The following is a 21,165-nucleotide window of genomic DNA, read 5'->3' as shown; positions in this document are numbered from 1 at the left end:
ATACCAGTCAGTAAATATCAAATTAGGAAATCAGTTGGTCCAAAATGGCCGTGACATCATCTAGCTGGATGTCTTGCATCAGGGTGTCGCCTTTGACTCGGGTCCCCCATGGCAGTTCGGCTACCGGTTTGCCGTGTTGTTGCTTTGCATGCTGCTCGTAGACGCTCGCGACATAGGCTAGGCTGTTGTATGGCCCAGTACGTTTCGGGTTGCTGTGGGCATACAGGCCGATCACAGGTGTACCTTGGGTCGTTGCCAGGTGGGCTGGGCCAGTGTCGGGAGCCACAACGACGTCGGCTGCACCAAGTAGGGCAGTCAGCTGCTTGAGGCTGGTTTTACCGATCAGGTTCACTGGGGCGTGCTGGCAATGCTGGCTGATAGCTTCACCTAAAGCGATTTCGCGCGGTGCCGGTGAGCCGCACAGGATCACCTGCAGCCCTTTTTCCACGGCATAGTCAGCAAGTTGGCTGTATCGCTCGGTTAGCCAGTTCCGCTCGTCCTTGCTCGCGGCTGGCGAGATAATAAGAGTTGGTTTGCCATTGACCTGCTGCTGGGCAAAGGCTCTGTCATCGTCGCTTAGCGGAATATTCCAGTGCGGGGCATCAAATGGGACACCAAGGTAGCGGGCGAAGTCGGCAAAGTTATCCAGTACGTGGAAACTTTCAGTGCTAGGGAGGTGGCGGTTGGTGAATAGCCACTGGCCTTCTTTAGTCCGGTTCTTGCTAAATCCGATGCGGTATCTCGCCTTTATCCCAAGGGATAGGGCACTGGCCCGCAGGGCGGCTTGCATATGGAGCAGGGCATCGAACTTTTGTCCTTTCAATGCTTGCCATACCACCTTCATCCCGGCCCATCCGGCTTTTTTGTCAAATACCACCACTTTTATACCGGGCAGATCGCCGATCAGCTGGGCTTCGATTTTCCCGCTTACCCAAGTGATCTCGGTAGACGGCCAATGGGCCTGGATCGCCTGCACCACAGAAATGGCATGGCAGACATCGCCGATAGCAGATAGCCTGAGAATACAAATTGAGCGTGGCGGGGCGGTAAATAACGCCATGACAAAGTCCTGTTAATCAATCAGAGATGAAATTATGCAGTTCAGGTAAGTGATTGTAAAATACTCTGTCCCTCAAGTTTGGAGATAAAGCGTGCAAGAATTAGCAAGCCGCAACCAGCGGATTTGGTTTACCCCGGAATTATTGGCGGAAGACCCGCAACAGTGCTTCGATCCTACCTTCTGGCAGCAGCAAAATTTGGTGATTGGCTCGGCCCAAGGCCGCGGTACGACTTGGTTTGTCAAAGGGGCCCACCTAGAGATGGCACTGCGCCACTACCGCCGGGGTGGATTGTTCGGCAAGTTGGTTGAGGACGCTTATTGGTTCAACGGGTGGGGAAAGACCCGCTCGGCCGAGGAATTTATGCTGCTGGATAAATTGGCCCGTGGTGGGGTGAGGGTGCCGCGCCCGGTTGCCGCACGCGCAGTTAAACAGGGTTTGACCTACCAGGCTGATATCCTTGTGGAAAAAATCTCCGAGGCGAAAGATCTAGTCGCCCTGCTCGAGCATAACGCTTTGCCGGAGCAAAACTGGCGCTCAATCGGGGTGATGATCAGAAAGATGCATGATCTCCAAGTCTGCCATACCGACCTCAATAGCCACAATATCCTGTTGGATAACCAACATCAGGTCTGGCTGATCGACTTTGATAAGTGCTATGAACAAGAAGGTGAGGACTGGAAGGAAGATAACCTGTCCCGCCTGCACCGCTCTTTTGTCAAAGAGCAGGGCAAGCGGGGAATACAGTTTGAACCGCAATGTTGGGACTGGTTACTGAGCGGCTATCAGGCTGGCTAATCTAGGGGTTCCCAGTTTTTGTCCCTTACCGGTTAGGCCCTGCCAGTTGTTGGTCTAGAACAGCCAGCGTTTTGGCAACCGCCCCCTGGTTATTCTTCACTACCTCGCAGCCGGCTTCACCCATGCGCTTGCATTCTGCCGGGTCGGACAGCAGGGCACTGAGTCGCTCGCCTATCTCGCCTGCATTGTGACAGACTTCCAGAGCCCCGGCAGCTTCTAGTTGCTGGGTAATGTCGGCAAAATTGTAGTAGCTTGGTCCGGTCAAAATGGGTTTGGCTAGGGCGGCTGGCTCAAGCATGTTGTGGCCACCGACCTTGTCGCCAATAAAGCTACCGCACATCACGGTGACATCTGCCGCTCCCATCAATAGCAACATCTCTCCCATGGTATCGGCCAGATACACATTCGTTGCTTCTTCAACGTCTTGTGCTAGGGTGCGGCGAACGCAGCTCAATCCCTGTGATTGGCACAGCTCGGCAACACTGTCGAAGCGTTCAGGATGGCGAGGTACCAAAATCAACAGGCTCTCGGGGTGCTGCTGTTTGACCGTATTGAAAGCCTCGAGAATTTGCTCGTCCTCGCCGTTGTGGGTGCTGGCTGCAATCCATACCGGGCGCGATTCTCCCAGTTGCTGGCGCAGTCGTTGGGACTGCTCTATCAGAGCTGGCTCTATCTGGATATCGAATTTGACCGAGCCGGTAACGCTGAGGCGCTCAGGCGGTATACCCAATTGCGCAAAACGGTCGGCATCGTCACGGTGGAGGCACAGCAGGTGATCAAGGTTGACTGCTATCATATCGAAAACGGGCTGGAACTTGGCATAACGCCTAGCCGAACGTTCCGACAAGCGGGCATTCATCACCACGACAGGTATATTTGCTTGGTGAACGGTAGCCAGCGTGTTTGGCCAGAGCTCGGTTTCCATGATCAGCATGGCTGAAGGCTTGATGGTTTTGAGGAAACCGCGAACGCACCAAGCAAAGTCTATCGGCATGTAGCGGTGTTCGACCAAATCACCCAACTTGCTGATTTGCTCCGCCCCGGTGCTGGTAGTGGTAGTGACAACAATTGCCTGCTCGGGATGGTTTTTCTTAATCGCTTTGATCACCGGAATGGCGGCAATTGATTCTCCAACAGAAACGGCATGGATCCAAATAGGCTGCTGTTTGCCTGTCTCTGCCAGTGGAGGCGTTAAACCAAAATGTTCTTTCCAGCGCGGGCCGAACTCGGGCTTGTTGGGCCGGCGGCGGTAGAGGCCAAACAATAGCAAAGGAGAAGCGGTCGCCAGCAGCAAGGTGTAGAGTGCTCGGATAAACATACGATAGATTAGGGTCTTGGGTTATCAGCCTATTATAACGGCATATATGCTTGATTACAGGTTGGGATATTTCCCAATCTTGGGCATGATTGCGATAGAATACACGTTATTTTGTAATTTGATGCCGAGGGTGAAGTCGTGAGCCAACAGAGCAAACGCTATTTGATGTATATTGCCCAAAACTATGCCTATGCAATGTTGCGCCCGCTGCAAGAAGCCATTTTAAAGCAGGGGGACGAAGTATGCTGGTTCATCGAAGGGCATGAGGCCGACCCTAGCTATATTAAAGGTGACGAAACACTACTGACATCAATCGATGAGGTAAAAGCCTGGCGTCCAGATATCGTTTTTGTGCCAGGCAATGTGGTGCCAAGTTTCATTCCCGGGATCAAAGTTGGTGTTTTCCATGGTTTCAATTCCGGAAAAAGGGCCCGTAATGGCCATTTCCAGATCCGTGGCTGCTTTGACCTCTACTGTACACAAGGACCTAACACCACTGAGCGGTTCGAGCAGTTGGCTGCCGAACATGGTTACTTCCGTATAGCCCAAACGGGGTGGCCTGCTCTGGACCCGTTATTTTCTACCGCTGGGGATAACCCTTACCTAGCCCCCCAAGATAACAGGCCGACAGTACTCATGTGCTCGACGTTTTCCCGTAATTTGACTTGTGCGCCTATCCTTTACGATAAGATAAAGGCGTTGGCGGCAACGGGAAAATGGCGTTGGTTGATCCAATTCCACCCGAAAATGGATCCCGCTGTCGTTGAGCAATACAAGCAACTGCAGGGTGAGCACTTGCAGTTTGTCGAGACTGATAATGTGCTGCCTTTGCTGCAAGCGGCTGATGTCATGCTATGTGACACCTCTTCGATATTGTTGATGTTCTTATTGCAGCGCAAACCGGTGGTAACGTTTCGCAATCAGATCCCGAGCGGTCATTTATTGAATGTGACGGAAGTTGAGCAGGTTGAACCTGCTTTGGAACAGGCGTTGCAACGACCAAGTGCGCTGATGGCAGAAATTGAACAATACTGCCAGGAGTTACACCCTTATCAGGATGGCCAATCAAGCTTACGTGTATTAGAAGCGGCAAATCAGATGCTGGCTGATGGTCGGTCGGGGCTTAAACCCAAGCCGCTTAACTTTTTGCGCCAATTCAAGATGCGCAAGAAACTGGGCTACTGGAAATTATAGGGCTCGTAGTTGATTAATCGTTTGATCATGTTTTTGTGTGAGTGCATTCAGTATTGTATAGATATGGTAATTTGAGATGAGTCAGAAAATTAAAGTTCTTGCGGTGACACACCATGGAAGAAAAAACATCAACCCTATTCGCCCAGAAGCGTCTCAGATAATAGGCATGCATAAGTCAGGACAGGTTGATGTCACAGTGATGTGTAACCCTGGGTCGACCTTGATTCCGTTTCTTGAAGCAGAAGGGATCAAGGTGGTGACAGATCCTTTAGACAAAAAAGTAAGCATTGATACCATTAAGGCGATTCGCAAGTTTATCACTGAAAACGATATTCAAATTTTGCACCTTTACAATAATATCGCTTGCTCGAATGGATGCTTTGCTGCGGTTGGTACAAAAGCAAAGGTCATTGCCTACCGTGGGCAGACCGGTAATATCAGCCGAATTGATCCGACGAGTTATCTAACCATGCTAAACCCTCGCCTGGATAAAATCATTTGTGTTGCCAAAGCGATCGAGGTTGATCTGCAAAACTATATTTGGGGAGATAAGACCAAGGCTGTCACTGTTTATAAAGGCCATGATCAATCTTGGTACCAAAATCCGCCTGCTAATTTGGGATCGCTCAACCTGCCAGAAGACAGTTTCAAGTTATCTTTAGTCGCGAATTTAAGACCGAGAAAAGGCCTCCATGTATTGATGGATGCCATGAAACTATTGCCAGATGACATCAATATTGACGTATTGCTTGTTGGGGCAGATCCTCAGTCTGAGAAAATTCAGCAGATGATCGCCCGCAGTGGGAAGCCGGCAAGGGTTCATGCCTTGGGTTATCGTGAAGATGCGCCGGAAGTTGCAGCCGCCTCCGACTTAACGATTCTTCCAACCACCAAACGAGAAGGGCTTTGCCGCGCTGTGCTGGAAGCAAACTCTTACGGCGTGCCTTCTATCGTGTCTGATACCGGTGGCAATGCTGAGTTGGTGGCTGATGGTGAAACCGGAATTGTGGTACCACCAAGTGATGAAAAAGCCTTGGCTGATGCGATACTTAAGCTCTATAACGACCGTCAGTTGTGCAAACAATATGGCGAGGCTGCCAAACAGCGTGTTATTGACAAATTTAATGTCGAGCAGGGTGTTGAGGCAACGCTGGAGTGCTATAGAGAGTTACTTAGCTAGAGTTGATAAGTAGAAGGGAGCAGTCGCTCCCTTCTTTCTATGACCTTTTGAGCAATCTAATGCGTTTTTTGAGGCTTTTAGAAAGCTTATTGGTCACTTTATTTAATACCTGATCTGTATTTTTCATCATATATAAAAGCTTATGCTTTTTGATGATCAATTGGCGTTTCTTGGTATTTTTTCTTGTTGGATTTCTATCCAGGTAGCTATAGTAGCGGACAAGATTCCGTTTGTTTTTTTGTTGTTGATAAAACTCTTTCCGGTTTAATTTATTGTCGTAAAAAGCAAGGAAAAAAGTTTTTAAATAACCTATTTTTGCCATTGATTCAATGACCTGGTGGCCTACGCCATGAAAGTTAAGATACTGAGTGCCTAAGGGGTACCGTGAAGCAATCTCTTTATCTTGGGCATCAAAAGAATCATAGACAATGGTGAACTGGCTACCGACAATATCACGGAAATCCTGCGTAAAATCAGAATCTGGTGGGAGTAATGGTGAAAATATTAAAGCCCTGTCTAGGTTAAGGGTAGATGAGAAGCAAGAGATGCCATAAGCGCCCATGCTTGCACCGTATCCTAATCTCTCTGGAAATTTTTGTAGCTGTGGGGCAATACCCTTAAGGTATTCCTCTAACTCCGAGCATAAAAACCAGTGGTTGTCATCGATCGTGTTGATGGCTAGGACATTAATGCCCTGTTTGACCAAAAAGTTATAACACCAGGCATGCTTGTTAGTATTAACCTGCTCTTTGGTGAGCAACATGCCTGCAGGGTTGAAGCACACCACTACAGGTTTGCTATAGTCAAAGAAAGCGTACTCTACCAATGATTGGCTAAGAATTACTCTTCCTGAATCTAGTGTTTTTTTTGTCCCTGTCACTCAGACACCACTTTTTTATTTGGCAATATTTTTGTATCTAGGTTTTAGGCTTATAGCCTGGCGCAGAAGGCGTTGAGACCACTTTTTGCTGCTATTCCCGAAATTATGCGGCCCTTGGGGGCCCAAATAATGGTAGAGGACTTTATCGATATAGTGTGCTCTCTCACCAGCCATCTCTAACAGTGGCGAGGTAATATATTTATCGCTGCACCGCCTAACGTATTTGTTATCTTCCGTGACTAAATCTTCATATTTGATTTTTCTGCATTCAAGCCACGCTCTGATCCTTCCGGTATACAAATAGAAGTTAAGCGTTTTTTCTACTTCTTCCCTTGTTAGGGTTAGGGAGGCAGGGTTTACCTGTTTCCACAACGAATACTTGAAGGTTTTCAGATGATTTGCTCGCCACTTTGCGTATCGGAAAAGGTTTAATTTTTGCACAATACTTGGATATGCTGAGCATTTCGACCCTGTCTTACCATTAACAGTATACGAACCAAACGTCATCAAACATTGTTCATTCGAGTAGGTGTTTTTTAGGTACTCCAGCGCCGTCGCATCAGCAAGCTTATCATCGCCATCAATTAGCACAATCACATCGTCGTCGGCAGGTTGGGCGAGTTTGATTGTTTCAGCAATATTGCCCATTGAGTACAGTTTTTGTTGATGGCGTACTAAGCGAAAGCGGTCATCACCCTGAATGTTCTGTTCTATGACATCACAACTGTTGTCGGTAGACAGATCATCACCAAAATACACCTCGAAGTTTGCGTAAGTTTGCGCTTTCAATACGTCAATATTCTCTTTAAGGTGCTCTGACATATTGTAGACAGCACTAATTACTATAAACTTCATTGTTACTTACACTCTTTTCTGTTTGTTGCGTCCATGACGTCATGTTTGCTAAGTAGCATGTACATGCAGAATATATAAAAAAGGAAAGGATGAGATCTTTCAAGCGGCACATCTGTTAAGCTGACCGTTAAATAAACACTGATCAATAGCCAGATCAATGTTTTGTTGTCTACACCTTTCGATGAACAAAGAGGGTATATGACAAAAAGTAATATAGCAAAAAGGCCGAAGACACCATAACTGGCCAAGTCATCCACCCATTGGTTGTGCAAATGCGCATATCTAGCCGCTTCATGTGAAATGAAGTTTTCATTAGCCATTTGTTCTTTTACTTCTTGCTGACCGGTATCGCCAACCCCAAGTAACCAGTGAGATTTGATGATCTCGACACCGGCTTTCCACATTTGCAGCCTTAAACCAATAGAGGTTTCCATGTTGTCAGACTGAATTTGTTGCACTTCTTCGATAGTCGTATCAATCCTTTTTGCAATTGGTTGCTTTAGCATCAAGGTAACCGATAGTAGGACAAGGATGGAGCCCAAGACGACTTTATAATTCAGTGCTTTTAAATTGACAGTACGGGCAAGGAGTACAAGCATGCCTGCAGCAAATGCTAACCATGGGCCCCTAGACACCGATAGGATCAATGGGAAGAGTGCAATAGTTGCAAAAAGTAGGGAAATATACTTCAGTTTCTTATCTTGCTCAGTCATCGCATAGTATAAGTTTGCATTGGCCAGGAAGGCACTAACGATACCAATACGGATCGGGTTAATCGACCAGAACCGGTTAAACATATTGCCGTCAAGGTGCTGGAGTAACAGGAAGCCTACCAGGCTGCCTGATAAGAGCCAGACTAAGTTTCTGAAGCTAATATGTTTCAGGTAACTTGGGGGAAGAATAGAGAGGTAGAGAAAACTTAAGCCGAGAATCCGAAAGCGACTGGAAGATACGCCATAGGTAAAAAAGGCGATAATCGCAAAGAGTAAGTTCAGCAGCAGCAGCCACAGAAACTTGTTTTGCTTGAAGTTGGCTATGATGTCTCTGTACCCAAGAAAGTAAACACGGGCAATGACAACTAACGGCACGAGAACATTTAATATTTTGTCGCCATTTGCAAAAGCAAAAACGCCACTAAAAACCCAAATCAACGGCAACAGTACAATTGAATGTATAATCAAGCCTTTATCAAATTTCATACTTTCTTTCATTGTTCCAACACTAACTACGGTATGGATTAGCCCCGCCCTCCGGCCGGGTTTTCAACAAACGTAAAATCCACATGTATTGTTCAGGGCGTTCGGTGACGTACTGCTCGATACACTGGTTCATCAAACGGGCATCTTGCTCCTCGGTCTCTAGCGGAAACGGGGAGAGCGGTGGATAGATATCTATCTCGTATTTGCCGGTCTCGCTGTTGTAAATGGAGTACAGCGGGACAATTTTGGCACGGCTCAGTTTTGCCAGGCGACCCAGCCCAGCGATGGTGGCCTTGGTGGTGGCGAAGAAATCAACGAACACACTGTGCTCTGCCCCCAGGTCTTCATCCGGTAAGTAGTAGCCTAAATAGCCTTCGCGAATAGACTTGATAAAGGGTTTGATCCCGCCACTGCGCTCATAAACGCGGCCGCCGTATTGTACACGCTGTTTATGCATTAACCAGTCTGACACGATGTTTTTCTGTTTTTTCGCCATCGCGGAAACGGGCAATCCGCGGGATGCGAGCAAAACTGCTGGGATATCAATGGCCCAGGTGTGGGGGACCAGCAAAATGGCACTGTCGCCATTTTCTTTCAGTGCTGTCAGGTTTTCTTCACCCCGGACAATGGTGTTGTCTTCCAACCATTGGCGGTTGCGCACACTAAGGGCGGCAAACCCCATCAGGAAACTGCCTGCTGTTATGTAGCTCTCAAGCAACATGGCCTCACGCTCTTCCTCTGTTTTGTCTGGGAAGCACATCAGGAGGTTAACCCTCGCACGGCGGTTGGCCTTGCTGTTGAACTTTACCGCCCGTTTAGCAAACAGGCTTGCCAGAGTGCGGCGGGTACGGTGCGGTAGCAAGCAAAGTAGGGCTGAAAAAGCGACAGCCAGCCATGTTCCCCAGTATTTAGGGTGCAGGAAGGCTTTGGTGAATTCCGGGTTATAAGCTTGTTTATCGTAATGGTCTTTCATCTATTATTTTGTCTGGTTGATACTTGCCATGTACTCGGCCACGCCTTCAGCGACAGACTTGAATGAGTCTGTGTAACCTGCGGCACGCAATTGGGTAAGGTCGGCTTCAGTAAACGCCTGATAGCGGCCTTTGAGATGCTCAGGGAAGGGAATTTCTTCAACCGTACCTTTGCCATGGTGCTTGATCACCGCCTTGGCGACTTCGCTGAATGGCTCGGCTTTGCCTGTACCACAGTTGTAGATCCCCGAGACGCCGTTTTGCCAGAACCACAGATTGACCTTGCAAACATCCCCGACAAACACAAAGTCGCGCTTGAGGTTATCCGATCCTTCGAACAGTTTTGGGTTATCGCCCTGGGTGATTTGGTTGTTGAGGTGGAAGGCGACCGAGGCCATGCTGCCTTTATGCTGCTCACGTGGGCCGTAGACATTGAAATAACGGAAACCGGTGATCTGCGACAGGGTTTCGCCGTGCTCTCCGGCATCTTGCCATAGGCGGCGGACATAGTTATCGAACAACTGTTTGGAGTAGCCATAGACGTTGAGTGCGCCTTCGTACTCACGGGCTTCGATGAAATCGTGGTCACGACCACCATAGGTTGCCGCCGAGGATGCGTACAGGAAAGGAATCTCGCGCTCTAGGCAGTAGTGAAGCAATTCCTTGGAATACTCATAGTTGTTGAGCATCATGTACTTGCCGTCCCACTCGGTAGTGGATGAGCAGGCACCTTGGTGGAAAACGGCGTCAATCGGGCCGAAGTCATCTCCAGCCATGATCTGGGTGATGAAATCTTCCTTGTCCATGTAGTCGGCAATATCCAAATCGACCAAGTTGGTGAACTTGGTGCCGTCTTTGAGGTTGTCGACCACGAGAATATCGTTGCGGCCCTGCTCGTTGAGTGCTTTTACGAGGTTGCTGCCGATCATACCGGCACCACCAGTTACTATAATCATGGCTCTTCCAGTCTGTTAGGTGGATAACAAGGGTTAGACCCGCTGTTATAGAATAGGTTTATGATAGTATTAGCAGATTGCCAAATTATCTGGGCAGAGAAGTGAGAAGCAAATGAAAACCCGTGACAAAATTATCCTGGCTGCACTGGAGCTTTTCAATGAAAGCGGTGAGCCGAATATAACCACTAACCATATTGCTGCCCATCTAGGGATTAGCCCTGGTAACCTGTATTACCATTTCCGCAATAAGGAAGAGATTATACACAGTATTTTCGATCAATACGCGCATGATCTCAGTATTCACTTCCAACCCCTTGAACATGTTCAAATAACTGCTGACAACTTACTAGTTTATCTCGATTCGGTCTTTATGCTGATGTGGCGTTACCGTTTCTTCTACGCCAATTTGCCAGATATCCTCCAGCGCGACCCGGAATTGCAGCAGAAATACCTTGCTGCTCAGGAAGGGCTACACAAGGACATCATGGCGATGATGGCTAGCTTCCAAAGCGGCGGCCTATTAGATATCGAAGATGACGAACTGGAGAACCTGGCCACGACCCTCAAGCTGGTGGCGTCGAGCTGGATCTTCTATCAGACCACCCAGGCTCCGGGAGCCAAGATCACCAAAGCTGTTCTCTACCAGGGGGTATTGCACATTCTGGGGATTGTGAGGCCGTTGACAACGGCGGAAGGCAAAGCACAAGTGCTGCAGCTCAAAGCCCACTACCGTGAGCAGATTGAAAAAGATATCTAACCACTCAAAAGCCTTAGCTTAAGAGGGGGGAGTAAGCTCGGAGATCCTGACTAATTGAACGCCTTGTTGCTCTAGGGTCGGGATGACTTGGCTGAGCATCTCCAGGGTGACCGGGTAGGGGTGGCCGATGGCTATGGCATATCCCCGTTTCTTGGCCTGTTGGATTGCCCTTGAAAGTTGCTGGTTGACGAATTTCTCGGTGCTAAGGTGGTCGAGGAAAATATGGCGGCGAAGGGCTGGGACGTTTTGTTGTTGGGCTCGTTCAAGGGCAACAGATTTGGCGCTAGTGCGGCTATCGAGGAAAAATAACCCTTGTTCGGAAAGGACTTCCATCACCCAGTCCATGGCCTGTGGGCTCTGGGTCAGGGCACTGCCCATGTGGTTGTTGACGGCAATGGCGTCAGGTACCCGCTCCAGCCCCCAGCGCAAAACATGCTGTAGCGTCTGCTGGTCCATTTCCCTGGTCAGGGTAGCCATCTCCAGTGGGGCGCGGTGAAGGGGCTCCATTGGCATATGGAGTAGCACATCTCGTTGCTGCTTATGGGCCAGTTTGCTGGTGGCTCTGTCATAGGGGGTGTCAGGCAGGATGGAGATGCTGACCTGTGGCGGGAGGGCCGAAAGGGCTGCAGGCATACGCTGGTAGCCCAGATCGTCGATGACAATCGCCAATTTGGCTGCTTGGGCTAAACTTGGTGCTCCAAGGCTGATAATGAGGGCTAGCCCGTAAGCCCATTCCTTTAATCTACGACTTTTTGCCAAAGCGATCCCTTGCTAATCCGTTGCAATGAAAGCGTGCTGTATAAGTGTATGGTAAAAATATGTTTATTGGTTATCTTGCGAGCCAAGCACGCGGGTTGGTCGGCGAACCTTTGCGGCGGATCTCAAAATAGAGTGAGGACTGTTCCTGCCCGCCACTATCACCAATCAGGGCGATGTTTTCATTCGCTTGTACCGTGTCGCCAACCTTCTTGAGCAAGGTCTGGTTGTAGCCGTAGAAGCTCATATCGCCCTTGCCGTGATCGACGGCAAGCACTAACCCGTAACCTCGAAGCCAGTCTGCAAACACTACTTTGCCGGGATAAATGGCTTTAACTGGGCTACCCGCCGACTGAGCAATGACCATGCCTTTCCAGTGCAGCTCACCTTGCTGGCTGGTGCCATAGTTATGCAGGATCCTGCCTTTGACCGGCCATGGTAGTTTGCCTTTTTGCTTGGCTAAACCATCCATCGGAGCTGCTCGGCGTGCGGCTTCGGCTGCTGCCCGGGCTTTTTCGATTTCTTTGACTAGCCGTTGTTCGTTTTCTTTGAGTTCAGCGAGGTATTGGTTATCTGTTGTCAGCTGGCTACGTAGGTTTTTAACGGTTTTTTGCCGTTGGCTACGCTCTGACTCCAGCTTTTGCTTTTGCTCAATAAGCTTTGCCAGCAATGCCTGCTGCTCTTTCTGCTGCTCACCCAACTGGTGTTGCTTGAGCTGTAATTCAGTGGTGGTGGCCGCGAGTTCGTCAAGCGCATGGCTACGGGCCTGGCTGAGGCGCTCGGCATAGACGGTAAAACGGTCAAGTTGGCTGCTGTCTTCGCCGCTGAGCATCAGGGCCAGCTGGCTCTGCTTGCCTTGCTTGTAGTGGGCATTGAGCAGCTCTTTGAGCAACTCTTGTTGGCCGAGTTGTTGCTGGCGCAGTTGTTCAAGCTGCTGCCTCAGCGAGCGGATAGAGGTTTCTAATTCGCTGGAGCGTTGCTCTGCTTGGTGAATAGCCTTGGCGGTATCGGCAATACCGACTTCTTGTTGGCGTAAGCTTTTCTGCAGTTGGTCGACTTTCTTGCGGTTAGTGGCGACTTGGTCTTGCTGGCGTGAGATCTCCTGTTTCACTCCTTTCAGCTGACCTTCATCGGCTTGGGTACCGGCGCTAAATAACAGGCATAGAAAAGCGCCAGTGCAAAATGCACTGGCGCGAAGACTATGGTGTAGGTGTTTGATAACTTCCCGCATAGGGGAGATTATTTCAGATCAAACAGCACCTGACCAGTCATCTCTGCAGGGATTTCCATATCTGTTAGGGCCAGCATAGTTGGCGCTAGATCAGACAGTTTACCGTTGTCTTTCAAGGTGACTGCTTTGTTACCCACGTACACAAGCGGTACAGGCAGGCTGGTGTGTGCAGTGTGGATACCACCTGTTTCAGGGTTAACCATCATTTCTGCGTTACCGTGGTCGGCAGTGATAAGTAGCTGACCGTCCATTTCACGGATAGCTTCCACTACACGGCCGATGCAGCCGTCAACCGCTTCGGTTGCTTGTACTGCAGCGTCGTAAACGCCAGTGTGGCCAACCATATCAAGGTTAGGGTAGTTACAGATGATGGTGTCGAACTCACCGCTCTTGATTGCAGCAACCAGCTTGTCAGTCAGTTCAGGCGCACTCATCTCAGGCTGAAGGTCGTAGGTCGCTACTTTTGGCGAAGCCACTAGCTGACGCTCTTCACCATCGAACTCGTTCTCAACACCGCCGTTGAAGAAGAAGGTCACGTGCGCGTATTTTTCTGTTTCAGAGATACGTAGCTGTTTCTTGCCTTTCTTCGATAGCCACTCACCCAGGGTGTTGACTAGGTCTGCCGGTGGGAAAGCGATTGGCAGGTTAATGTCTGCTGCGTACTGGGTCAGCATTACAACATCAGCAAGAGCAGGGAACTGAGCACGCTCGAAGCCTGCGAAGTCAACTTCGAAAGCACGGGTGATCTGGCGCGCACGGTCTGCACGGTAGTTCATGAAGATAACCGCATCGCCATCTTCCATTGCCGCAACGTCCTGGCCTTCAGCACGGATTTCAGTGGCTTTTACGAACTCATCGTTCTCATCACGGGCGTAAGCGGCTTCAAGACCTTCTACAGCCGAAGCTGCACTGAACTCTGCTTTAGCTGCTGTCAGTAGGTTGTAGGCTACTTCAACGCGATCCCAGTTGTTGTCACGGTCCATGGCGTAGTAACGACCAACCAGAGAGGCAACGCGGCCTTTACCCAGCTCAGCAAACAGGGCATCAAAACGCTCAAGAGATGCCTGTGCACTACGAGGTGGTGTGTCACGGCCGTCTAGGAAGCAGTGTAGGTAGATCTTCTCAGCACCACGCTTGGCTGCCATTTCTACAGCAGCTGCAATGTGGTCTTCGTGGCTGTGAACACCGCCTGGAGACATAAGGCCCATGATGTGTACAGCTTTGCCTGCGTTAACAGCTTTATCGATAGCGCCTGTCATCGCTGGGTTTTCGAAGAAGTCGCCGTCAGCAATTGACTTGGTGATACGGGTTAGATCTTGGTAAACGATGCGGCCGGCACCAATGTTGGTGTGACCTACTTCAGAGTTACCCATCTGGCCATCAGGCAGACCAACGTCCATACCTGATGCTGAGATCAGGGTGTTTGCTTCGTTTGCCATCAGGCCGTCAAGTACCGGCGTGTTGGCGTTAGCAATAGCGTTGTTGGCGTTGTCTTGACGGTAACCCCAGCCATCTAGGATAACCAAAGCCAGTGGCTTCTTAGCAGACATATGCTGTCCCTCGTGTGTTAATACCTGAAATGAAATTTCGAACAATTACCTTAACCATCATGGGCAAAGGTTAAGGTAATTGATCGCAGCGGCCGTAATTTTACTACAGTTTAAGCCGAAAACTGTAGGCCAAGATCAAACAAAGCTGTAAATAGATTGTTATCTTCCTACAGCAATATAATGTTTTCTCCGTCTAAGTGTAAGAGCACCAGGATAGTTTTTCCCACTTATTGTAATAGGGAAAACCGGTAACGGTGATGACACCTTGTTTATACTGTTAAGGCCAAATGCAGTGAGCCACAGCGGGTAATTCTTGTATCTTGCTGTACAACTAAACTGTCGCGGGTATACTCGGGGTCTTTGAATTTTGTCGACTTGAGCCTGGGTTATAGCAGGCTGATATTAGGAATATAGAGCGAAGGTCATGCAGCAATACATTGATTTTGTAACAAGTAACCCTATTTTGTCATTGGTATGGGTCGGCTTGGTGGTGGCTATCATTTCGTCTTACGTCAAGCAAAAGACGGCAGGCTACAAGATTGTCACCCCGAATGAAGCGACCGTGATGGTCAACCGTGAAGAAGGTGTGTTTGTCGATATCCGTAGCCGTGATGAGTACCGTGGCGGCCATATTGCAGGCGCACTTCACATTTTGCCAAGCCAAATCAAAGAACAGAACCTGGCAGATCTTGAAAAATACAAGCAAGCCCCAATCATCGTAGTATGCAAGACAGGTCAAACGGCGCAAGAGAGTGCCAACCTGCTGAGCAAGGCCGGTTTCGAAAACGTAAACCTGCTTAAAGATGGCTTGATTTCATGGAACGAGGCAAATCTGCCGCTGATCCGCAGCAAATCAGGCAAGGCGAGAAAGTAATACCGCCATCCCGCTGTGTGCTTTGCCCTGCAGCGGGAGACCATTGAATTTTGTGCAGTTGTGATAGTTATCATGGTTGCGATATTGATTGGCCCACCCGTGGGCACGAGAGAAAAAGGACTCTAACATGGCTGAAGCAGCAAACAACGAAGCACAGCAGAACTTCCAAATCCAGCGTATCTTCCTGAAAGATGTGTCTTTCGAAGCGCCTAACTCACCACAGATGTTCCAGAAAGAGTGGAACCCTGATGTGAAACTTGACCTGGACACGCAGAGCCGTGAGTTGGGTGAAGGTGTTTTCGAAGTTGTTCTTCGTCTGACTGTGACTGTGAAGAATGAAGAAGAAACTGCATTCCTATGTGAAGTTCAGCAGGGCGGTATCTTCTCTGTTGCTGGTATGGAAGCACCACAGCTTGCACATTGCCTAGGCGCATTCTGCCCGAACATCCTGTTCCCATACGCTCGTGAAACGATTTCAAGCCTAGTAGTTAAGGGTACCTTCCCTCAACTGAACCTAGCGCCGGTTAACTTCGATGCATTGTTCATGAACTACCTTCAGAACCAATCACAAGCTAACCCAGAAAACACTGAAGCTTAAGCTTTAGGGTGGACACAATGAATCCAGGCTCAGAACAAGCAATTTCCATGGCGGTACTAGGTGCCGGCTCATACGGTACCTCATTGGCTATATCCTTGGCCCGTAATGGTGCCAATGTGATCCTATGGGGCCACGAGCCGGAGCATATGGCGCAACTGGAAATGGATCGTGCCAACGAGGCATTCCTGCCGGGGGTCGCTTTCCCCGATTCCCTGATTGTCACTACTGACTTAGAGCAGGCGGTTAAGGCCAGCCGTGACTTGTTGGTCGTTGTACCGAGCCATGTGTTCGGTGAGGTATTAGGCAATGTCAAAGCCCATTTACGTGATGATTCGCGTATTTGCTGGGCAACCAAAGGCTTAGAACCGGAAACCGGCCGTCTGCTTAAAGACGTAGCCGTTGAAGCGCTGGGCGAACAGGTGCCGCTGGCTGTATTGTCAGGGCCAACGTTTGCCAAGGAGCTTGCCGCTGGCATGCCGACAGCCATTTCCGTGGCCTCACCGGACGACGAGTTTGTTCGCGACCTGCAGGACAAAATTCACTGTAGCAAAACCTTCCGAGTATACAGCAACAGTGACTTTACCGGAATGCAGTTGGGTGGTGCGGTCAAGAACGTGATTGCCATTGGTGCAGGGATGTCGGATGGCATTGGCTTTGGTGCCAACGCCCGTACCGCATTGATCACCCGTGGCTTGGCTGAAATGTCACGCCTGGGAGCTGCACTGGGTGCGCAGCCGGAAACCTTTATGGGGATGGCCGGCCTTGGTGATCTGGTGCTGACTTGTACCGATAACCAATCTCGCAACCGCCGTTTTGGCTTGGCGCTAGGTCAGGGTAAAGACGTTGACCAAGCCCAGGGAGAAATCGGCCAAGTGGTCGAGGGATACCGCAACACCAAGGAAGTCTGGGTTCTTTCTCAGCGGATGGGGGTCGAAATGCCGATCACCGAGCAGATCTATCAGGTGCTGTATCAGGGCAAAGATGCCCGTGAAGCAGCCAAGGATCTGTTGGCTCGCGAGAAAAAAGACGAGTAACAGCTTGGACGCCAAGGGCATCCAAATTGTGAACTAATCATGCAACGCGGGCTGCTACAGCCTGCGTTGTTTTTTTTTCAGAGCGCGTTAAAGTTAAAGCAAGCCGATACTAACAGTAACAATACCGAGGGTAATGTGAGGGAATGTCAACAATATGCCGTTTGGCAGGCAATTAAGCAGGAAGCACGGGAGCAGTCGGAACAGGAGCCAATGCTCGCGAGCTTTTACCATGCCACCATTATCAAACACGATAACTTGGCCGCGGCGCTGAGCTATATCCTGGCCAACAAACTGGCTACGCCATCGATGCCGGCAATGGCAGTACGTGAAGTGATAGAAGAGGCTTTTGCCGCCGATTGCCTGATCACCGAGTCAGCAGCGTGCGATATTCGCGCGGTTGTCGAACGAGATCCGGCGGTAGAGATGTTTTCTATCCCTTTGCTCTACCTCAAAGGCTTCCATGCCCTGCAGGGCTACCGGGTCGCCAACTGGCTGTGGAAGCAGAACCGCGTTGCACTGGCGGTGTATTTGCAGAATCAGATTTCGGTGGCCTGTCAGGTAGATGTCCACCCGGCAGCGCGTATTGGCCAGGGGATCATGTTCGACCATGCCACCGGGATAGTGATTGGTGAAACGGCGGTTATCGATAATGATGTCTCTATCCTGCAGGACGTTACCCTAGGTGGTACCGGTAAGGAAGGGGGCGATCGTCACCCGAAAATCCGCGAGGGCGTGATGATAGGTGCCGGTGCCAAGATTTTGGGCAACATCGAAGTGGGGCAGGGTGCCAAGATTGGCTCTTGTTCCGTGGTGCTCAACCCCGTACCGCCACATACTACTGTGGCTGGTGTTCCGGCCAAAATCGTCGGCCGCCCAAGCAGCGACAAGCCGTCGATGGATATGGACCAGCAGTTCAATGGTACCAGTCAGACGTTTACGGCTGGGGATGGGATTTAAATCAGGCCAGAGGCTATGGGCTAGAGACGCCAGGAAGTAATATTTTGTTTAAATTAAAATAGCGAGAGGTAACCCTCTCGCTTTTTTATCGCAATAATATTGAAAAGCCTCAAGCCTCAAGCCTCAAGCCTCAAGCCTCAAGCCTCAAGCCTCAAGCCTCAAGCCTCAAGCCTCAAGCCTCAAGCCTCATCTACACCGCCCCTTTGAAGCCAAACTGGCGCCAGGCCTCGTAGCCGATAATTGCAGCGGCGTTGGAGAGGTTCAGGCTGCGGCTGTCCGGGTGCATCGGGATGCGCAGGCGCTGTTTGAGTGGCAGGCTGTCAATCAAGTCGCTGGGCAGGCCACGGGTCTCCGGGCCGAACAGCAGCACATCGCCTTCTTCGAATTTGGCGTTGGTGTGGAAGTTGGTCGTCTTGGTGGTGCAGGCGAAGATCCGGCGTTCCCCAATATGGGCAAGGAATGCCTCGAAGTTGGCGTGACGGTGGACGTGGGCCAGATCGTGGTAGTCGAGGCCAGCTCGGCGGAGCTTTTTCTCTTCCAAATCAAAGCCGAGTGGCTCAATCAAGTGGAGGTTAGCCCCACAGTTGGCACAGAGGCGGATGATGTTGCCGGTGTTCGGGGCGATCTCCGGCTCGTAAAGGGCGATATCAAACATAGTAGACAATCCGTGGTGACAATCGCGCTATTGTAGCGGAAAAGATGCCGCAAGAGCACAGCAGCCTGTAAGGGATCAACAAAGCGGCCCTCAAGAACCATTGTTCTGGCTATTGAGGGCCACACATGGATTTAGTTTGACAGGGGCAGGGTGATAGTCACTTTCAGGCCACCCAGCTGGCTGCGTGATGCCTTGATAGTACCGCTGTGCTGGCGGATAGCGCTTTCGGTGATGGCTAAGCCCAGGCCGGTACCGCCACTGCTTCGGTCCCTTGCGGTTGATACCCGGTAGAAAGGACGGAAAATATCCCCCAGTTCATTGTCAGGGACGCCTTCGCCGTTGTCCTCAACCGTGATGCAAAGGCGCATTGCCTGAGTCGTAAAGCGGATACTGATATTATCGTCGCCATACTTGATAGCATTGCGCACGACATTTTCGAGGGCGCTGATCAGTAAGTTCGGGTTGCCATGCAGCGGCCACTCTTCCAAGGTGGTGTAGGCCAGCTGTTTGCCGCATTGCTCAGCCTCGAAACGGGCATCTTCGAGCATGTCATACCATAGCGAAGCTGCATCGGTTTGTTCCCGTTGCTCATGGCTATTCACCTGCATCCGTGACAACTCCAGCAATTCGCCAATCATCTGCTCAAGTCGCTCGGCCTCGGTATCGATGCGGGTTAGTTCGTTGCTCTCCCCCTGCTTGCGTTTGGCTAGTGCTGTGGCCATGCGCAAACGGGTCAGTGGTGAGCGCAGTTCGTGGCTTATGTCAGACAACAGGCGTTGCTGGCCGCCTATCATGTGGTTGATAGCCTGGACCATCTGGTTGAAGCTGGCACCGGCCTGCTTGAATTCCTTGGAGCCAGATTCGAGCTTGGGATCAGCCTCGAATTCACCCTTGGCTACACGCTCGGCGGCATTTTGCAGCCGGCGGGCAGGCAGTGAAATCGCCCATGCCAACCACAACAGCAGTGGTGTACTAACCAGCATGGTCAGCAGCAGGAGCTGGAAAGGCTTGTCCAGGATTTGGATGAAAAACGGCGGCGGCTCCCTGACAACCCGACCGATATACATCAGTAGGGTATCGCCCTTGTGCTTGACTTCGAATGGCCCCGCCATCATCCAGCGGTCGTAGAGTTTCTGTTTGGGCTCGCTGGGGCTATCGGCCATGGTGATGAAGTTACGCAGCGCCTTGCTCTTGCGTCGTGGCGAGATCACGTCCCCATCGGTGGTGGTAAAATAGAGCTGGAAACCCTTGTGGCGGTTATGGTCGGTAAACCGGCTGAGTTTCCTTTCCAGCGGCCCGACATCGTGGGATATCTGTTTGGATATACTGGCCGCGGATTCCTGGAATCGCTCCTGTTGGGCTTGGGGGATGGTATGCTGGGTACGCGGATCCAGGTTGGGCAGCAATAGCAGTATCAACACCACCAGTAATAGGGTGAGCCAGAACACCGCGAAGATGCGGCCATACAGGCTGGAAAAGCGTGGCAGCTTCATTACACGTCCTCGACTAGCAGGTAGCCCTTGCCTCGTAGGGTTTTGATCCACGGCTTGCCGTCGTCACGCTCGGGCAGCTTTTTGCGTAGGTTCGACACATGCATATCGATAGCCCGGTCAAATGGTGCTAGTCGCTTGCCGAGTACCTCCAGGCTAAGATCATTCTTGGCGATGATTTTGCCGGGATGCTGGACGAAATAGCTCAGCAAAGCGAGCTCGGTACCCGTCATCTCGATAGGGGTGCCGTGGCACAGCACTTCCTGGCGGCCTGGGTAAATCTCGATTTCTTGGTAGGTCAGGCATTCAGGGCCGGCTTTGGTCGTCGCCCCCTTGCTTTGGGTCCGGCGCAGGATGGCACGGATGCGGGCCAGCAACTCGCGGTCGCTAAAAGGTTTTGGCATGTAATCATCGGCACCCAGTTCCAACCCGAGCACCCGGTCAATCTCTTCGCCCTTGGCCGTTAGCATCAATACCGGGGTCTCATGCTTCTCACGCAGGCGGCGCAGCATCTCGGTGCCATTCATTACCGGCATCATTACATCCAGTAAGATCAGATCAATACTGTCATCGACTTTCGCCAAACCCTGCTCGCCATTGTTGGCTTCGACCACCTCAAAGCCTTCCATATCGAGAATGTCGGAAAGCAGGGAAGTCAGTTCGGTATCATCATCAACAAGAAGGATTTTGGCCATAGTGTCTACCTTTAATAAGCAACAGCGATAAGGTAAGTATCCCTAATCGTTGCAGGGTCGCCAAGTAAAAGTGGTTTAGCTTTACGCAGTTTTACGTTTACCAGACAGCCCTTTACCTTGCAGGGGGTAAGCTATATCCGTACCTGAGATTACGGCGCT

General features: G+C 50.5%; 21 protein-coding genes. 8 read left to right on the top strand and 13 right to left on the bottom strand.

The genetic code is table 11. The features are described from left to right. Nucleotides 1-22 precede the first annotated feature (22 nt). Nucleotides 23-1,060, bottom strand: a complete 1,038-nt coding sequence (locus BIZ37_RS04825) for a glycosyltransferase family 9 protein (protein ID WP_187460538.1) — start codon at nucleotides 1,058-1,060, stop codon at nucleotides 23-25. Nucleotides 1,061-1,151: 91 nt separating this feature from the next. Between BIZ37_RS04825 and BIZ37_RS04820 the strand changes: the two genes are divergently transcribed. Next, nucleotides 1,152-1,856, top strand: coding sequence for a 3-deoxy-D-manno-octulosonic acid kinase (locus tag BIZ37_RS04820; protein WP_187460537.1), 705 nt, complete (start codon nucleotides 1,152-1,154; stop codon nucleotides 1,854-1,856). A gap of 25 nt (nucleotides 1,857-1,881) precedes the next feature. Here the strand turns inward: BIZ37_RS04820 and waaA are convergent, their stop codons facing one another. After that, nucleotides 1,882-3,174 carry a lipid IV(A) 3-deoxy-D-manno-octulosonic acid transferase gene (gene waaA, locus BIZ37_RS04815; protein ID WP_187460536.1) on the bottom strand — a complete coding sequence of 431 codons (1,293 nt, stop codon included), beginning with the start codon at nucleotides 3,172-3,174 and terminating at the stop codon, nucleotides 1,882-1,884. Between the two features lie 138 nt (nucleotides 3,175-3,312). Between waaA and BIZ37_RS04810 the strand changes: the two genes are divergently transcribed. Together BIZ37_RS04810 and BIZ37_RS04805 are read left to right on the top strand one after the other, a co-directional pair. After that, nucleotides 3,313-4,368 carry a CDP-glycerol--glycerophosphate glycerophosphotransferase gene (locus BIZ37_RS04810; RefSeq protein WP_370577307.1) on the top strand — a complete coding sequence of 352 codons (1,056 nt, stop codon included), beginning with the start codon at nucleotides 3,313-3,315 and terminating at the stop codon, nucleotides 4,366-4,368. Nucleotides 4,369-4,444: 76 nt separating this feature from the next. Beyond that, the gene (locus BIZ37_RS04805; RefSeq protein ID WP_187460535.1) at nucleotides 4,445-5,548 is read left to right on the top strand and encodes a glycosyltransferase; all 1,104 of its coding nucleotides are present in this window, start codon (nucleotides 4,445-4,447) and stop codon (nucleotides 5,546-5,548) included. A gap of 37 nt (nucleotides 5,549-5,585) precedes the next feature. Here BIZ37_RS04805 and BIZ37_RS04800 read toward each other — a convergent pair whose 3' ends face one another. The 5 genes from BIZ37_RS04800 to rfaD are packed head-to-tail and all read right to left on the bottom strand — an operon-like array spanning nucleotide 5,586 to nucleotide 10,409. Continuing rightward, a complete protein-coding gene (locus BIZ37_RS04800; RefSeq protein WP_187460534.1) occupies nucleotides 5,586-6,428 on the bottom strand; it encodes a hypothetical protein in 843 nt (280 codons plus the stop codon). A gap of 15 nt (nucleotides 6,429-6,443) precedes the next feature. Next, nucleotides 6,444-7,283, bottom strand: coding sequence for a glycosyltransferase (locus tag BIZ37_RS04795; protein WP_187460533.1), 840 nt, complete (start codon nucleotides 7,281-7,283; stop codon nucleotides 6,444-6,446). A gap of 2 nt (nucleotides 7,284-7,285) precedes the next feature. Beyond that, nucleotides 7,286-8,482, bottom strand: a complete 1,197-nt coding sequence (locus tag BIZ37_RS04790; protein WP_187460532.1) for an O-antigen ligase — start codon at nucleotides 8,480-8,482, stop codon at nucleotides 7,286-7,288. Nucleotides 8,483-8,504: 22 nt separating this feature from the next. Further along, on the bottom strand, nucleotides 8,505-9,455 hold the full coding sequence (gene lpxM, locus BIZ37_RS04785; protein ID WP_187460531.1) for a lauroyl-Kdo(2)-lipid IV(A) myristoyltransferase: 951 nt from the start codon (nucleotides 9,453-9,455) through the stop codon (nucleotides 8,505-8,507). 3 nt (nucleotides 9,456-9,458) lie between these two features. Continuing rightward, nucleotides 9,459-10,409, bottom strand: coding sequence for an ADP-glyceromanno-heptose 6-epimerase (rfaD, locus tag BIZ37_RS04780; protein WP_187460530.1), 951 nt, complete (start codon nucleotides 10,407-10,409; stop codon nucleotides 9,459-9,461). A gap of 112 nt (nucleotides 10,410-10,521) precedes the next feature. On the opposite strand from rfaD, the gene BIZ37_RS04775 reads away from it, so the two are divergent. Continuing rightward, a complete protein-coding gene (locus BIZ37_RS04775) occupies nucleotides 10,522-11,166 on the top strand; it encodes a TetR/AcrR family transcriptional regulator (RefSeq protein WP_187460529.1) in 645 nt (214 codons plus the stop codon). Nucleotides 11,167-11,184: 18 nt separating this feature from the next. Here the strand turns inward: BIZ37_RS04775 and BIZ37_RS04770 are convergent, their stop codons facing one another. The 3 genes from BIZ37_RS04770 to gpmM form a co-directional block, all read right to left on the bottom strand. Next, nucleotides 11,185-11,925, bottom strand: coding sequence for a divergent polysaccharide deacetylase family protein (locus BIZ37_RS04770; RefSeq protein WP_187460528.1), 741 nt, complete (start codon nucleotides 11,923-11,925; stop codon nucleotides 11,185-11,187). 70 nt (nucleotides 11,926-11,995) lie between these two features. Beyond that, nucleotides 11,996-13,153: a peptidoglycan DD-metalloendopeptidase family protein gene (locus BIZ37_RS04765; RefSeq protein WP_187460527.1), complete on the bottom strand. Its 1,158-nt coding sequence runs from the start codon at nucleotides 13,151-13,153 to the stop codon at nucleotides 11,996-11,998. Nucleotides 13,154-13,161: 8 nt separating this feature from the next. Further along, the gene (gpmM, locus tag BIZ37_RS04760) at nucleotides 13,162-14,703 is read right to left on the bottom strand and encodes a 2,3-bisphosphoglycerate-independent phosphoglycerate mutase (protein ID WP_107298982.1); all 1,542 of its coding nucleotides are present in this window, start codon (nucleotides 14,701-14,703) and stop codon (nucleotides 13,162-13,164) included. Nucleotides 14,704-15,127: 424 nt separating this feature from the next. Between gpmM and BIZ37_RS04755 the strand changes: the two genes are divergently transcribed. From BIZ37_RS04755 to cysE, 4 genes are all read left to right on the top strand, one after another. Further along, a complete protein-coding gene (locus tag BIZ37_RS04755; protein WP_107298983.1) occupies nucleotides 15,128-15,577 on the top strand; it encodes a rhodanese-like domain-containing protein in 450 nt (149 codons plus the stop codon). Nucleotides 15,578-15,704: 127 nt separating this feature from the next. Then, nucleotides 15,705-16,175: a protein-export chaperone SecB gene (secB, locus tag BIZ37_RS04750; protein ID WP_107298984.1), complete on the top strand. Its 471-nt coding sequence runs from the start codon at nucleotides 15,705-15,707 to the stop codon at nucleotides 16,173-16,175. 17 nt (nucleotides 16,176-16,192) lie between these two features. Continuing rightward, entirely contained in the window at nucleotides 16,193-17,209 is a 1,017-nt protein-coding gene (gpsA, locus tag BIZ37_RS04745) for an NAD(P)H-dependent glycerol-3-phosphate dehydrogenase (protein ID WP_187460526.1), read from the top strand. 135 nt (nucleotides 17,210-17,344) lie between these two features. Then, nucleotides 17,345-18,166: a serine O-acetyltransferase gene (gene cysE / locus BIZ37_RS04740; protein WP_107299087.1), complete on the top strand. Its 822-nt coding sequence runs from the start codon at nucleotides 17,345-17,347 to the stop codon at nucleotides 18,164-18,166. A 190-nt stretch (nucleotides 18,167-18,356) separates the two neighbouring features. On the opposite strand, the gene trmL is transcribed toward cysE, so the two are convergent. The 3 genes from trmL to BIZ37_RS04725 form a co-directional block, all read right to left on the bottom strand. Then, complete coding sequence (gene trmL, locus BIZ37_RS04735) at nucleotides 18,357-18,821, bottom strand: tRNA (uridine(34)/cytosine(34)/5-carboxymethylaminomethyluridine(34)-2'-O)-methyltransferase TrmL (RefSeq protein ID WP_187460525.1); 465 nt, start codon at nucleotides 18,819-18,821, stop codon at nucleotides 18,357-18,359. Nucleotides 18,822-18,952: 131 nt separating this feature from the next. Then, entirely contained in the window at nucleotides 18,953-20,314 is a 1,362-nt protein-coding gene (cpxA, locus tag BIZ37_RS04730; protein WP_187460524.1) for an envelope stress sensor histidine kinase CpxA, read from the bottom strand. Then, a complete protein-coding gene (locus BIZ37_RS04725; RefSeq protein WP_187460523.1) occupies nucleotides 20,314-21,006 on the bottom strand; it encodes a response regulator in 693 nt (230 codons plus the stop codon). The genes cpxA and BIZ37_RS04725 overlap by 1 nt, the downstream gene beginning before the upstream one ends. Between the last annotated feature and the right edge of the window lie 159 nt (nucleotides 21,007-21,165).

The organism is Photobacterium sp. BZF1, from assembly GCF_014349205.1.
GTDB lineage: Bacteria > Pseudomonadota > Gammaproteobacteria > Enterobacterales > Vibrionaceae > Photobacterium.
The sequence above is the reverse complement of the archived record's forward strand: the minus strand, read 5'-3'. Positions and strand labels throughout refer to the sequence as shown.